Origin of the sequence: Pantoea conspicua (genome assembly GCF_002095315.1) — a bacterium.
Classification (GTDB): Bacteria; Pseudomonadota; Gammaproteobacteria; order Enterobacterales; family Enterobacteriaceae; genus Pantoea; species Pantoea conspicua.
On the sequence record NZ_MLFN01000048.1, the window covers coordinates 1 to 14057 of the forward strand.

Below are 14057 nucleotides of genomic sequence, written 5' to 3' on the forward strand. Positions count from 1 at the left end.
GCCCATCATAAATCCATGTCATCACTTCTCTCCTTGCGTGACGGGCGGCGTATTATGCTGCCTGACGGTTTATGCTCTGACTTTCCAGCTGTCCGAAAACTGAATATTGCCGTCACAATATTTCCAGGTGATTTTTTCGTAGCGTAACGTGACGGATTCAAGGTGATTCAGATTTTGCACCGACTTGACATTATGCATCAGGGGCATAATCGATACGATCTTCACCTTCTCCATCAGCATATTGAAATATTCCTCTTCCTGTCCGGCGTAATTAATCCGGTACCATTTTATTTCCGCGCTTGCCAGCGTCTGTCCTGTGGCGACCGCTTTATAAAGATAAGGACTGGAGGAATCAAACTCCTTTTCAAACTCCATTTCGCTGTGAATACGGGTGCCGGTTAATTTTCCGTTGTGGTTATCCGCCGGAATACTCAAACCGTGCATAAAGCTGAGTACTTCAATGCTTCCTTCCCGATTGCTGACATCCACTGAACCGGTGATATCAGCACCGCCATCATCTTTGAGCCAGAGGTAAGCTGGAATTGCCATGGTAAACGTCCTGTTAACAGTGAGTATTGCTGCTCACTTTATGACCGTTATAGCGAAACAAATTTGCGTTATGTCAAGGCGGAGTCGCTTCGGTCAGGGCGTAATGCCGCCGTTGCGACAGCTGTCGGCTTTTTGCCTGCAGCGGGCAGCGCCGACTGGATTAGTTATCACGCTTTCGACCCATCAGCCGGGCATCCCTGATATAATCGCCCGCTTAATGGTTCTCATGCTGTTCCTGCGTCGGTTGCTGTGCGTCGTTCTGTGGGTAATACGTGAGGTAATAATTGGTATAAATTGATTTTCCATCAATTAAAACCTTATACTTTCAACAGGATAAACAATGCTGAGTTATCGCCATAGCTTCCATGCTGGCAACCACGCTGACGTGCTGAAGCACACCGTACTGAGCCTGATCATCACCGCGCTGAAAGAGAAAGAGAAACCGTTCTTTTATCTCGATACCCACGCGGGCGCGGGTCGCTATCAACTGAGCGGTGAGCACGCTGAGCGTACCGGCGAGTATCTGGAAGGCATCGCCCGCATCTGGCAGCAGCCGGACGCGCCCGAACTGCTGCAACCCTACTTCGACGCCATCCGTGCGCTCAACCGTAACGGAACGCTGCGTTATTACCCCGGTTCGCCGCTGATTGCCCGCCATCTGCTACGCGAAGATGACCGGCTGCAAATGACCGAACTGCACTCCAGCGACTACCCGCTGCTGCGCAATGAATTCAGCAAAGATAGCCGTGCCCGCGTAGAACGCGGCGACGGCTATCAACAGTTAAAAGCTAAACTGCCGCCGCCGTCACGTCGCGGTCTGATTCTGATTGACCCACCGTATGAGATGAAAAGCGATTACCAGGCGGTGGTGAAAGGAATTCAGGAAGGCCATAAGCGATTCGGTACCGGCGTCTTTGCGCTGTGGTATCCGGTGGTGCTGCGTCAGCAGATCAAACACATGCTGCGCGATCTGGAAGCGACCGGCATTCGCAATATTCTCCAGATTGAGCTGGCGGCACGTCCCGACAGCGATCAGCGTGGCATGACCGCCTCCGGCATGATTGTGATTAATCCGCCGTGGAAGCTGGCTGCCCAGATGAACGAGCTACTGCCGTGGCTGCATAAGAAACTGGTTCCGGCTGGCACCGGCCACTTTGTGGTCAACCAGATCGTACCCGAATAACTTTTTCTCCTTTTACGCCGCACACTGCCGGTGCTGCGGCGTTGTATCAGGTCTTTACCATGTGGATCATACTGGCTGGCGCGCTGGCCGCGCTGCAACCGGCCCGGCGGCTGGCATTATTGTTACTGGCGCTCGCCACGCTGCTGGGGTTTTATCAGGACGTATTGGCATGGCCGGCATTGCTGCTGTTCGCGGGCACTGCCGCGGTGGTAGCATTCCGTATTTATGACCGTGACCATCCCCGGCGGCAATTGCTGACTGAAGCGGTGCTGGTGCTGATCGCCATCGGGTTATTCCTTCATCTGTTCCCGGGTTTTGATAATCCACGCAAAGTTGATGATGTACAGGTCGGTGCGCGCAGCCTGGCATTCGGCTTCTCATTTAACTTTGATAAAGCGCTCGTCCCCTTTGTCCTGCTGGCCTGTCTGCCGACGCTGTTTCGCGCCCCGGCCAGTTCGCCGCGTTATAAACTGCCCGCCGCGCTGGCGCTGATCGCCGCCGTTCCGCTGCTGTTATACAGCGCCGTATTGCTGGGCGGATTAGCCGTTGAACGTCACTTTCCGGAGTGGCTGGGCGCGTTTATGCTCGCCAATCTGTTCTTTGTCTCGCTGGCGGAAGAGGCGCTGTTTCGTGGCTATCTGCAGCAAAAATTAGCGCTGGCATTGGGCGGTATACCGGCGCTGTTACTGAGTTCACTGCTGTTTGGTCTGGCACACCTGAGCGGTGGTCTGTTGCTGGTGATCTTCGCCACCCTCGCCGGGCTGCTCTATGGGCTGGCGTGGCACTGGAGTGGCCGGTTATGGCTGTCGACCGCCCTGCACTTTGCCCTCAACATCACCCATTTGCTGTTTTTCACCTACCCCGCACTGCATCACTAAAGGGTGAAGACCGCCAGATCCCAGGCGAGCTCAGTACAGGGGAAGATGGTCTGGCATTCAGCCAGCAAGCGGCGCATATCTTTCGCCAGATAGCGTGAACTGAAGTGGGTGGCGATCAGCCGTTTTGCCCCGCGCGCTTCGCCACCTCCGCCGCCTGTAAGGTGGTGGAGTGACCACGTCCGTTAGCCTTCTCCGTCATCGCCGCTTCCAGCGTGGTTTCATGCACCATCAGGTCCACGTTAGCCGCCAGCTGCAACGCCACCTCGGTCGGCGCGGTATCGCCAAAAATCGCCAGCGTTTTGCCTTTGGTCGCCGGCCCCAGATAGTCCGCGCCATTGATCACCCGGCCATCCTCCAGGGTGACGGTTTCGCCCTGCTTCAGCTGCTGATACCACGGGCCGCGCGGCACGCCTTCGGCCTTCAGACGCGGCGCATCAAGAAAACCCGGTTTATCATGCTGCTCAATCCGATAGCCCAGACACGGCAGCGTATGGTTCAGCGGCCAGGCACTGATGCGAAACTCGCCGTCATCCCGCGTCCAGCCCGGCTCAATCTCAACGATATTCAGTGGATAATCGGTGTAAGAACCGCTGATTGACAATGCCGTTTCGACAAAGGTCTTCAGGCCTTTCGGGCCGTAAACAGTCATCGGGGTGGTCAGTCCGGCCATCGAGCGACTGGTCAGCAGTCCCGGCAGACCAAAAATGTGGTCGCCATGCAGATGGGTAATAAAGATGGTATCCAGCTTGCCCGGTTTCAGATCGGAACGCATAAACTGCAGCTGTGTCCCTTCCCCGCAATCAAATAACCAGGTTTCACCACTCTGCGCCCGGGTAAAGGCGATAGCGGTGACGTTACGCTGCAGGCTGGGCGCCCCGCCGCCGGTACCGAGAAAAGTAAGGTGCATGGTATGCTTCCCTGTCAGTAAATGAAAAAACAGAACCCTATTACAATCATAGGCGCAAACTTTGCGTCAATCCGACCCGCAGCGTTACACTCTATGCCAATTTTTCATGCAACCGGATGGATACTTCAATGACCCGACATTTCGACTATCTCGCCATCGGCGGCGGCAGCGGCGGCATCGCCTCGATCAACCGTGCAGCCATGTATGGCCAGAAATGCGCCCTGATTGAAGCCAAAGAACTGGGTGGCACCTGCGTTAACGTGGGCTGCGTCCCGAAGAAAATCATGTGGCATGCTGCGCAAATCGCCGAAGCTATCCATCTCTACGGGCCGGACTACGGCTTCGACACCACGGTTAACCGCTTCGACTGGGCCACGCTGGTAAAAAACCGCACGGCCTATATCGATCGTATCCACACCTCTTACGATAACGTGCTGGGTAAAAACAAGGTTGAAGTGATTAAAGGCTTCGCCCGTTTTGTTGATGCGCATAGCGTCGAAGTCAACGGCGAGATCATCACGGCTAACCATATCCTGATTGCGACCGGCGGTCGTCCCAGCCAGTCCTCGATTCCGGGCGCGGAGTACGGCATTAATTCCGATGGCTTCTTTGAACTGGATGCGCTGCCGAAGCGTACTGCAGTGATCGGCGCGGGCTACATCGCCGTGGAACTGGCGGGCGTGGTGAATGCACTGGGATCGGAAACCCATCTGTTTGTGCGTAAACATACCCCGCTGCGTGACTTCGATCCGCTGATCACCGAGACGCTGGTGGAAGTAATGAACAGCGAAGGCCCGACGCTGCATACCGAATCGATTCCGAAAGCGGTAATTAAAAACGACGATGGCAGCCTGACGCTGCAGCTGGAAAACGGCAGCGACTTTACCGTAGATTGCCTGGTATGGGCGATTGGCCGTGAACCGGCTAACGATAGCCTGAATATCGCTGCCGCGGGCGTGGCGCTGGACGAAAAAGGCTATATCAAAGTCGATAAGTTTCAGAACACCAATGTATCAGGCGTTTACGCGGTGGGTGACAACACCGGCGCGGTAGAACTGACGCCGGTCGCCGTGGCGGCGGGCCGTCGCCTCTCTGAGCGCCTGTTCAACAACAAGCCGGACGAGCATCTCGACTACAGTAATGTCCCGACCGTGGTCTTCAGCCACCCGCCCATTGGCACCATCGGCCTGACCGAACCGCAGGCGCGTGAGCAGTATGGCGACGACCAGGTGAAAGTGTACAAATCGGCGTTCACCGCCATGTATACCGCCGTGACCCAGCATCGCCAGCCGTGCCGCATGAAGCTGGTCTGCGTCGGCGCCGAGGAGAAGATCGTCGGTATTCACGGTATCGGATTTGGCATGGATGAGATGCTGCAGGGCTTCGCAGTGGCGCTGAAAATGGGTGCTACCAAAAAAGACTTCGACAATACCGTGGCGATTCACCCGACCGCAGCGGAAGAGTTCGTGACCATGCGCTAAGCCGCCACGGCGGAGTGCTTGAGGCAGGCGACGTCAGTCGCCTGTTTTTTTGCCTGCTACAGGGAGAAAGGTGCAGTCTTGCACCACGGCGGAGCAACTCAGCTCACGCGATCCAGCCAGCGCACGTAAGCCTGATCCCATAACGCGGCGGGCGTTCCCGCCTTGCCGAGCCCAAAGCCGTGACCGCCTTTACTGATCTGAATCAGCTCGACCGGCACGCGATTGCGACGACAGGTGTCGTGCATCAGTTCAGTGTTAAACGGATTTGAGGTGTGATCGTCTTCAGCCTGCGCCAGAAACGTTGGCGGATACTGGCGGGTGACGTAGTTCTGTACCGACCAGTTAGCCTCATCCTGCGGCGTGGCGTTTTTGCCCACCATCATCAGGTGAGTATTGGTGTGCTGATAAGGGGCTTCCAGCGTAATCACCGGGTAGATCAGCCCAACGCTATCCACTTTTGGCACCACCTCATCCAGCGGATCGATGGCCGGATAGGACTCAAACGTGGGCCGCGCCGCCGCCATGCCTAACAGATGACCACCGGCCGAGAAGCCCAGCACGTGTACCTTACGTTCAAAGGATCGCACCAGCCGAATTGCCCGCTGTGCATCCTGCAACGGCGCCAGCCGGCCAGCCTGCCACTTCTCATGCGGCAAACGGTAGCTCAGCACATAGGCGGTATAGCCGTTGGCGTTCAGCCAGCGTGCCACCGGCCAGGCTTCACGTCCCATTCCAATCCAGCGATAACCGCCGCCAGCGGCAATCAATACCGCTTCGCCGTTCGGGTTTTCTGGTTTAAAGCGCTGGATCGCCGGGCTGACGATATTTGACCATGAACCGCTGGCATTAACATGCAATTCACCCGACGGGCCGCCGCCGCCGGGCGGATCGTCCGGCCAGAGTGGAATAATTTCATCGCGGGCAAATAATTTGCCGGTGGTCATGGAGAGCCCAAGCGCTCCCGTGCCGAGAATAAAGCGTCGACGCGTAATCATAATGCCTGTTAAGTCATATCGAAATGCTCAGCCAGCCGTTGCGGCGGGCTGCTGAATAAAGTGTGATGCAAGTCCGGTGCCAGACGCTGGCGATTATGTACGCAATCCAGTGCCAAAATCCATAAAAAAACGCGCCCCGACGGCGCGTTTTTACCCTGACCAGATGAATTAATCTTCCTGCTGGAACTGTGCCATCACGGCCTGTTCACACTGTTGTTCATTGACCCGCAGTTTAGCGCGCTCATCATCGCCCAGCTGTAGCCAGGCGCTGGCCACTTCACGGGCGGTGTCTTCATCAAAACCGGGCTGATTCATCGCCGTTGGCGACTGGCTACGCGCTACGTACGATTTCATCTGCTCAACATACTGGTCGGCACTGGCAACCGTTTTTTCACTGCTGACGATGTGACACAGCTGGCTGGCATAGACATTCTGTTCACTGTCGTCTGCCGCCAGGGCGCTGCCAGAGGCCAGTACGCTCAGCAGCAGTATGTGGGTCACTTTCATTCTCTACTCCTGTTTTCGGGTTAAACCTTGCGCTGAAGGGCTTCCAGACGCCTTTGACGCCAGTTTAGCAGGGGTGACACGGTTGTGCCGTGTATTACCACGCTACAGACCACCAGGGTTAACGCCATATTGGTCATGATCTCCATCTGCGGCCCTTCCATGCCGTGCGTCCAGGCATAGGCGATGTAGTTCAGGCTGCCGATGCCGCGAATGCCGAGCCAGCCTATCAGTAGCCGCTGCCCCAGCGGCAGACCGGCGCGCAGCGTCACCAGCCAGACAGCCAGCGGGCGCACCACGACAAACAGCACCAGGCCCAGCAGCACCCCGTAGAGGTTCCAGTGCTGCGCCAGCGTGACGCCCAGCACCACCATCATGCCTGCCGCCAGTAACCGTTCAATGGTGTCGCCAAACGACAGCGCATCGCCGACCACAAAGCCAATCGACTTCACCATGCTGTTATCGCCCTGGTGCGCCAGCCGCTTATTCGGGTTGACCAGCGCCTCGGAAGGCAGCACCCGTTCATCTTCAGAGAGATCCTCCGGCTGGTGGCGACGGAAAACCCCCAGTTCGGCGCGACGCAGGCCCAGACCAGCCGCAAACGCCGCCAGGAAACCGGAGGCACCCAGCCACTGCACCAGCGAATAACTCAGCGCAATCAGCGCCAGCGCCAGGAAATCGTTGGGCGCAACGTCGCCATTGGCATTACGCAATTTGGTGGCCAGGATGCCAATTAAACGGCCAAGGCCGAAGCCGATGACCAGACCGCCGCCGATCGCCCATATCACCTCTTTCGCGCCCCAATGTGTCAGCAGCGATCCGCTCAGGCTTTCGCCATTAAACAGCAGCAGGGCCAGCACCAGCAGTGGCAGCGCGGAACCGTCGTTCATCCCGGCTTCGCTGGAGATGGCGACACGAAGTGAATCGTCATCCTGCGCATCATTAACCGAGATTAAGCTCGCCAGTACCGGATCGGTCGGGGCGACAATCGCTCCAAACGCCAGCGCGATCGGCCAGTCCAGCCCCACCAGCCAGTGCGCCAGCAGCGTCATTGCGCCGACCGTCAGTAACATGGCGGGAAAGGCCAGCCGCAGTCCGGTATGCCAGCAATTATTCTGTAACGGCAAACGCAGCTTGAGACCGGTGATAAACAGCGAGGCGGCCATGGTGATTTCCGTGATGTGGGCCACCGCTTCAGAGTGGGTAACGATGTCAATGTGCAGCACATCAAATGCCCACGGCCCGCACAAGATACCAGCGATGAGAAACAGACCAAACGAGGTAACCGGCCCCCGGTGAATCCAACCGGAAGCCAGTGACATCAGCAGTAGCAGGCCGCCCGTCGCGGCGGTCCAGGCTAAAAAGCTCATAATACTCCAGATTATTTCAGGTTTATTAATAAGCCTGGCACATTTTTTGACGGCTGCGAAAATCAGTTCTTCAGGTGACGACTGGCGAAACGCACCGCCAGGCTGGCAGCACCGGCCAGGGTTGAAAGTGCGACAACACCGTTCCAGCCCCAGCGCGCCAGCGCCAGGCTACCCAGCGCCGCACCGCTTGCCATACCGATAAACACCACGGTAAACAGCAGCGCATTCAGACGACTGCGCGCCTCAGGTGCCAGGCCATACACCAGCGTCTGATGCGCCACCAGCGTCGCCTGTACCCCTAAGTCGAAACCGATAGTGCTGACCACAATCAACGCCAGCTGGGCTGGCAGCGGCAGTAGCGGCAGCAGAAACATCAGGGCGAACGAGACGGTGACCAGCGCAGCACCCGCCTGGGTCACCCTGGCCGGACCGATGCGGTCAGCGAAGCTGCCTGCCAGCGGCGCGGCCATCGCACCGGCGGCACCGGCTAAACCAAAGGCCCCCGCCACCGCGCTGTCGAGATGAAAACGATCGCTCAGCATTAACGCCAGGGTTGACCAGAAGGCGCTAAAACCGACCGACAGCAGCCCCTGTGCCAGCGCGGCACGGCGCAGCGTCTGATGATGACGCCACAGGTGTGCCAGCGACAGCAGCAGACGCGGATAACTGACCGACGTGCCGGGCGTAAAGCGCGGCAGCACCCGCCACAGCGTCAGGCTGATCAGCAGCACCGCCAGCGCCGCCACCATATACATGGTGCGCCAGCCAAAGTATTCGGCCACCACGCCACTGATCACCCGCGACAGCAGAATGCCGACCAGTAAGCCGGTCATCACCGTGCCGACCGTTTTACCGCGGCTGCGTTCCGGGGCCAGTGCCGCCGAAGCGGGTACAATATCCTGCGCCACCGTGGCGGTCAGGCCGGTCACGAAGCTGGCGATCAGCAACGCGCTCAGCCCGCCGGAGAAACCACACAGTAATAACGCCGCCACCAGTAACAATCCTTTGATAAAAATAATAGTACGCCGGTCATGGCGATCGCCAAGCGGCGCCAGCAATAAAATGCCCAGTGCATAGCCCGCCTGGGTCAGCATTGGCACCATGCCGACTGCGCCGATACCGACGTTAAACTGCCTGCTGATGATATCCAGCATCGGCTGGCTGTAGTAAATCGATGCCACGCTCAGTCCGGCGCCTGCCGCCAGGGTAAAAACCAGCGGAGCGGGAAGCGTTTCGTTCGGAGTGGTAATAGTGCGTATCGCTGACATGGTGTGATCCTCATAAATGCGTAACGCTATTAGCGCACACTGCGGCCATACGCGGTAGACTGCTGTCAGACAAAACTGTTATGCGTGGTACGTATGAGCAATCCGAATACCAGCGATCGTATCGAACTGATGCAAACCTTTATTCGTATCGTTGAAAGCGGCAGCTTATCGGCTGCTGCTGCGCAGCTTGGCACTACCCAGCCGACCATCAGCCGGCGTCTGCAAACCCTGGAGCAGCGGCTGGGCCTGAAGTTAATACTGCGCACCACCCATGCCCTGAAACTCACCGATGATGGCGAGCGCTGTTACGCCCAGGCACGGCAATTACTGGCGACCTGGCATGCGCTGGAAGATGAGCTGACCGGTGCCAGTGACGATCCAGTCGGTACGCTGCGGGTTCGTGCGCCCCACGCGTTTGGCCAGGATCAGCTGATCGCCCCGCTGGTCGACTATCTGCGCCGTTATCCACGGCTCAATATTGAGTGGATGCTGAATGACCGCACGCCCGATTTTATGGCGGAAAATATCGACTGTGCTATTCAGGTCGGTGCGCCAACCGATCCTTCCGTGGTGGCGATTCTGCTGGCAGAAGTGCCGCGCATTGTGGTTGCGTCGCCCGATCTGCTGGACCGTCATCCGCCGATTGAGCAGGTTGAACAGTTGCGCGAGCTGCCGTGGCTGGCGCTGACCAGTTTTTATCGTAACGAAGTGGCATTACAGAGGATTGACGATGGCCAGCCGGTCAATCTTGCTATCACGCCGCGACTGAGCAGTGACAGTTTATACGCGGTACGTAAAGCGGCGCTGGCGGGGATGGGCGCGGCGCTGGTGTCGTCGTGGGTGGTGCAGGAGGATTTAGCGGACCGGCGGCTGATTCAGCTGACGCCGCAGTGGCAGGCGTCGCCACTGCCGATCTGGCTGACCTATCCGTGGGCCAGCTACTATCCGGCCCGGCTGCAGCATTTTTTTACCATGATTAAAGCCGTGATGCCGCAGCTGGCGGGCACGCGTCCGGCCTCACAGCTGGCGAAGCCAGCAGGGCGATCAGAGAAGTAGTGCGGAGAGGATAAAGCAGGCGACCGCATCAGCGGTGCGCCAGAAGGGTTACTTCGCTTTTTTGTCGCTGCGCGACATCTGATCCAGCCAGCCCATCACAAAGGCGGAGAGCACAAAGGTCAGGTGGATAATCACGTACCACATCAGTTTGTCGTTTTCGACGTTGCGCGCTTCCATAAACACCCGCAGCAGGTGAATCGAGGAGATGGCGACAATGGAAGCGGCAACTTTGTTTTTCAGCGAGCCGGAGTCCATTTTGCCCAGCCAGCTCAGCTTCTCTTTGTCTTCGTCGATATCGAGTTTAGAGATGAAGTTCTCATAACCCGATAGCATCACCATCACCAGCAGGCCGCCAACCAGTGTCATATCCACCAGCGAGAGCAGCAGCAGGATCAGATCGTTTTCCGCAATACTGAAAATGTTGGGCAGCAGGTGGAAAATTTCCTGGAAAAATTTGACAGTCAGCGCCAGCAGGCCGAGTGAAAGTCCAATGTAAACCGGAGCCAGCAACCAGCGCGATGCATACATCAGGTTTTCGGTAAAACGTTCCATACAATCCCACGAATAATCAAACAGGTCCGGGAGTATAACTGATCAACTGTGAAGTTATTTCAGCCCTTCGTCAGAAATTTCCGGAACCGGCGGCAGCGGCAGCGAAAGACGAAACGCCGCCCCGCCTTCGGGCCGATTCTCTGCCCAGATCTGCCCGCCGTGACTCTCAATAATGGTTTTACAGATCGCCAGCCCCAGCCCGACGCCGGGTACCGCCGACTCTTTATCGCCGCGCGAGAACTTATCGAAAATCCGGCTTAAATCGGCTTCCGCAATGCCGGGTCCGCCATCCCAGACGGCGATCTCCAGCCGCGTCCCGGCACGCCAGGCACGAATCCCGCGCGGGGCGCAGTTCCCGGCATACTTCAGGCTGTTCTCAATCAGGTTGGTAAAAACCCGCTCCAGCAAGGTGCTGTCGCCTTTAATCAGCACGATATCGTCCGGCAGATCGAGCTGGACCTCATGCCCTTTCAGCGACGGTGCCATGCTGCTCAGCGCCCCGCCGATCACCTCCTCCAGCGCCAGCCACTCTTCACGCAGGTTCAGTCCGCCCGACTGAATGCGCGCCATATCCAGCATGTTACTCACCAGCCGGATGGTGCTCAGCGTCTGTTCACGGATCTGGCTGGCCTGCGGCACATATTTTGAGTTGTCGCTGGCAAGGTCGAGCATCAGCATCTCCGCCTGGCCAAACAGCACGGTCAGCGGGGTGCGCAGATCGTGTGACAGGGCGGAGAGCAGCGCATTGCGCAGTTGTTCACGCTCCGCCGACAGCCGGGATGCCGCCTCGCTGTGCGACAGCGCCATCCGCTCCAGCGCGTTAGCGATCAGCACCGTAAAGGTTTCCACCAGCCGCTGCTGCTCAGGGATCATCAGCTGACGCAGATTTTGCGGCTCCACCACCAGCAGGCCGCGGCAGTGCGCGCCGCTTTTCAACGGCAGAATCTGGTACGGCACCGCCGGTAAGGTATCGGTTCCGGCCCCGGCCGGCTGGCCTTTGCTGTAGCTCCACTTAGCGATGGCGCGATCCGGTTCACTGGCGGGCAGTGCATCGCCCACCGGTTGCAGTTCGCCCTGCTCATCAGGCAGCAGCAGCAGACAGCGCGCCTGTAACGTCGCATCCAGCACCCGCTGACTGGTGGCGGCAATGTCCTGCGGCGTTAACGCACTGCCGAGTGATTTCGCCATCTCATACAGCTGGCGCGCCCGCTGCTCACGGTAGCGTGCCACCCGCGCCTGATAACGCACCCCGCGGTCAGGTTGCCGACAATCACCCCGACCGCCAGCATCACGCCGAAGGTCACCAGATATTGCAGGTCAGAGACCGCCACCGTGCCGGTGGGTGCCACAAAGAAGAGATCGAAGGCGAGAATATTCATCACCGTGGCGATCACCGACGGCCAGCGGCCATAGCGCAGCGCCACGATCACCACCGCCAGCAGATAGATCATCACGCAGTTGGCAGGATCGAAACCGATCAACAGCGACTGACCGGCGACGGTCACTGCGATGCACAGCACCAGCGCCATCATCACGCCACGCAGCTGAATACGCCACTTGTCACTGGTTACCCGCCCGTCCGCCAGCGGATGCGGCGCGTCGTGCAGCGGTTCATCCAGCGCCACCACCAGCAGATCGAGATCGGGGCCAAGCTGGCCGAGTCGCTCGGCAAAACTGTCACGCCGCCAGCGCCGCTGCGGGCGACGGCCGGTGACGATTTTGCCAAGATTATGTTCGCGGGCGTAACGCAGCACCGCTTCCGCTTCGTCGGGATCGGAGAGCGTGGCGGTTTCCGCACCCAGCTCCTGCGCCAGCTGCAACGTACGCAGAATCGCCCGCCGCCGCGCTTCCGGCAGCCGGTTCAGCCGCGGCGTCTCGACATAGACCGCATGCCATTCACTGCCGAGCCGCGCCGCCAGCCGTGCGGCGGTACGCACCAGTTTTTCACTGCCGGTATCATCGCCGATGCACAACAGAATCGCATCGCGGGTGTGCCAGACCCGATCCCGTCCCTGCTGATCGCGCCAGGCGCGCATCTGATCGTCAACCCGATCGGCGGTGCGGCGCAGCGCCAGCTCGCGCAGGGCGAACAGGTTGCCTTTACGGAAAAAATTCTCAATGGCCCGTTCGGCGCGGTCACCGATATAGACCTTGCCCTCTTTCAGCCGCTGCCGCAGATCGTCAGGCGGCAGATCGACCAGTACTACCTCGTCGGCGCTGTCGAAAAAGGGATCGGGCACAGTTTCCCGCACCTGAATACCGGTGACGCCGCCCACCACATCATTGAGGCTCTCCAGATGCTGAACGTTGACGGTGGTCAGCACGTCAATGCCCGCTTCCAGCAGCTCCTCAATGTCCTGCCAGCGTTTAGGATGGCGCGAGCCCTGAACGTTGGTGTGCGCCAGTTCGTCCATCAGGATCACCGCCGGATGGCGTGCCAGCGCCGCGTCAAGGTCAAACTCGGCGTGGCGGGAGCGACCGGTGGCCCGGCGCGGCAGCAGGGTTAAGCCCGTCAACAGCTGCGCCGTTTCCGGCCGGTCATGGGTCTCCACCACGCCGATCAGCACATCCAGCCCCTGCGCGCGCAGCCGTTGCGCCTCCTGCAGCATGGCGTAGGTTTTGCCGACGCCTGCGCAGGCGCCAAAGTAGATTTTCAGCCGCCCGCGATGGCTGTCGCGGTTAGCCTGCAACAGGGCATCGGGATCGGGGCGCGTCGGTTCGTGGTTCATAGGGTCCTTGTCGGCATTACAGATCGCTGAGCGCCAGGTTGAGCTGCAGCACATTGACCGTCGGATTGCCGAGGAACGGCATCAGCGGCCGGTGAGTCTGCTGATCAATCAGTGCCTCTACCTGGGCTAACGGTATCTGACGGCTGGCGGCGATGCGAGGTGCCTGCCAGCGGGCTGCGTCAGGTGAAATATCGGGGTCCAGTCCGCTGGCCGAGGCGGTCACCAGCTCCACCGGCACCGCCGTCGGCGCCTGAGGATTGGCGGCCCGTAGCGCGGCAACCCGTTCAGCGATCGCTTTATCCAGCGCCGGATTGCTGGCGGCCAGATTGCTGCCGCCCGACGCCAGCGGATTATAGGGCCGATCGCCGCTGGCAGAAGGGCGACCCCAGAAATAACCGGGCTGGGTAAAACTCTGCCCAATCAGCGCCGACCCGCGCACCACGCCCTGTTTCTCCAGTAACGACCCGTTGGCCTGTGCCGGAAACAGCCCCTGCGCCAGGCCGGTGGTGAGCAAAGGATAAACCACGCCGCTGATAACGGTAAGCAGCAACAACAGTAAAATCGCCGGACGTAACTGACTCATAA

Annotated in this window: 11 protein-coding genes and 2 pseudogenes; 4 read left to right on the forward strand and 9 right to left on the reverse strand. The window is 58.9% G+C overall.

What is annotated here, in order from left to right:
- Positions 1 to 69 precede the first annotated feature (69 nt).
- The gene (locus tag HA41_RS15140) at positions 70 to 549 is read right to left on the reverse strand and encodes an Hcp family type VI secretion system effector (protein WP_094121475.1); all 480 of its coding nucleotides are present in this window, start codon (positions 547 to 549) and stop codon (positions 70 to 72) included.
- Positions 550 to 889: 340 nt separating this feature from the next.
- Between HA41_RS15140 and HA41_RS15150 the strand changes: the two genes are divergently transcribed.
- On the forward strand, positions 890 to 1732 hold the full coding sequence (locus HA41_RS15150; RefSeq protein ID WP_094121477.1) for a 23S rRNA (adenine(2030)-N(6))-methyltransferase RlmJ: 843 nt from the start codon (positions 890 to 892) through the stop codon (positions 1730 to 1732).
- A gap of 59 nt (positions 1733 to 1791) precedes the next feature.
- A complete protein-coding gene (locus tag HA41_RS15155) occupies positions 1792 to 2610 on the forward strand; it encodes a CPBP family intramembrane glutamic endopeptidase (RefSeq protein WP_094121500.1) in 819 nt (272 codons plus the stop codon).
- Here HA41_RS15155 and rnz read toward each other — a convergent pair.
- Positions 2607 to 3517, reverse strand: a pseudogene (rnz, locus tag HA41_RS15160) (ribonuclease Z). The gene HA41_RS15155 and the pseudogene rnz overlap by 4 nt on opposite strands.
- Before the next feature lie 128 nt (positions 3518 to 3645).
- Here rnz and gorA point away from each other — a divergent pair.
- Positions 3646 to 4998 carry a glutathione-disulfide reductase gene (gene gorA, locus HA41_RS15165; protein WP_094121478.1) on the forward strand — a complete coding sequence of 451 codons (1353 nt, stop codon included), beginning with the start codon at positions 3646 to 3648 and terminating at the stop codon, positions 4996 to 4998.
- A gap of 98 nt (positions 4999 to 5096) precedes the next feature.
- Here gorA and HA41_RS15170 read toward each other — a convergent pair whose 3' ends face one another.
- The 4 genes from HA41_RS15170 to HA41_RS15185 form a co-directional block, all read right to left on the reverse strand.
- Positions 5097 to 5993, reverse strand: coding sequence for an alpha/beta hydrolase (locus tag HA41_RS15170; RefSeq protein ID WP_094121479.1), 897 nt, complete (start codon positions 5991 to 5993; stop codon positions 5097 to 5099).
- A gap of 168 nt (positions 5994 to 6161) precedes the next feature.
- A complete protein-coding gene (locus HA41_RS15175) occupies positions 6162 to 6500 on the reverse strand; it encodes a hypothetical protein (RefSeq protein WP_094121480.1) in 339 nt (112 codons plus the stop codon).
- 20 nt (positions 6501 to 6520) lie between these two features.
- On the reverse strand, positions 6521 to 7867 hold the full coding sequence (locus tag HA41_RS15180) for a cation:proton antiporter (protein WP_094121481.1): 1347 nt from the start codon (positions 7865 to 7867) through the stop codon (positions 6521 to 6523).
- A 62-nt stretch (positions 7868 to 7929) separates the two neighbouring features.
- Positions 7930 to 9135, reverse strand: a complete 1206-nt coding sequence (locus HA41_RS15185; RefSeq protein ID WP_094121482.1) for an MFS transporter — start codon at positions 9133 to 9135, stop codon at positions 7930 to 7932.
- Positions 9136 to 9228: 93 nt separating this feature from the next.
- On the opposite strand from HA41_RS15185, the gene HA41_RS15190 reads away from it, so the two are divergent.
- Positions 9229 to 10191, forward strand: a complete 963-nt coding sequence (locus HA41_RS15190) for a LysR family transcriptional regulator (protein ID WP_094121483.1) — start codon at positions 9229 to 9231, stop codon at positions 10189 to 10191.
- Between the two features lie 48 nt (positions 10192 to 10239).
- On the opposite strand, the gene HA41_RS15195 is transcribed toward HA41_RS15190, so the two are convergent.
- The 3 genes and pseudogenes from HA41_RS15195 to kdpC form a co-directional block, all read right to left on the reverse strand.
- A complete protein-coding gene (locus HA41_RS15195; protein ID WP_094121484.1) occupies positions 10240 to 10743 on the reverse strand; it encodes a TIGR00645 family protein in 504 nt (167 codons plus the stop codon).
- Positions 10744 to 10797: 54 nt separating this feature from the next.
- Positions 10798 to 13472, reverse strand: a pseudogene (gene kdpD, locus HA41_RS15200) (two-component system sensor histidine kinase KdpD).
- Positions 13473 to 13488: 16 nt separating this feature from the next.
- Entirely contained in the window at positions 13489 to 14055 is a 567-nt protein-coding gene (kdpC, locus tag HA41_RS15205) for a potassium-transporting ATPase subunit KdpC (RefSeq protein ID WP_094121485.1), read from the reverse strand.
- Positions 14056 to 14057 lie beyond the last annotated feature (2 nt).

Coding starts and splice junctions, on each gene's coding strand:
- HA41_RS15140 (WP_094121475.1), bottom strand. CDS start 549: ATGGCAATTCCAGCTTACCTCTGGCTCAAAGATGATGGCGGTGCTGAT.
- HA41_RS15150 (WP_094121477.1), top strand. CDS start 890: ATGCTGAGTTATCGCCATAGCTTCCATGCTGGCAACCACGCTGACGTG.
- HA41_RS15155 (WP_094121500.1), top strand. CDS start 1,792: ATGTGGATCATACTGGCTGGCGCGCTGGCCGCGCTGCAACCGGCCCGG.
- gorA (WP_094121478.1), top strand. CDS start 3,646: ATGACCCGACATTTCGACTATCTCGCCATCGGCGGCGGCAGCGGCGGC.
- HA41_RS15170 (WP_094121479.1), bottom strand. CDS start 5,993: ATGATTACGCGTCGACGCTTTATTCTCGGCACGGGAGCGCTTGGGCTC.
- HA41_RS15175 (WP_094121480.1), bottom strand. CDS start 6,500: ATGAAAGTGACCCACATACTGCTGCTGAGCGTACTGGCCTCTGGCAGC.
- HA41_RS15180 (WP_094121481.1), bottom strand. CDS start 7,867: ATGAGCTTTTTAGCCTGGACCGCCGCGACGGGCGGCCTGCTACTGCTG.
- HA41_RS15185 (WP_094121482.1), bottom strand. CDS start 9,135: ATGTCAGCGATACGCACTATTACCACTCCGAACGAAACGCTTCCCGCT.
- HA41_RS15190 (WP_094121483.1), top strand. CDS start 9,229: ATGAGCAATCCGAATACCAGCGATCGTATCGAACTGATGCAAACCTTT.
- HA41_RS15195 (WP_094121484.1), bottom strand. CDS start 10,743: ATGGAACGTTTTACCGAAAACCTGATGTATGCATCGCGCTGGTTGCTG.
- kdpC (WP_094121485.1), bottom strand. CDS start 14,055: ATGAGTCAGTTACGTCCGGCGATTTTACTGTTGTTGCTGCTTACCGTT.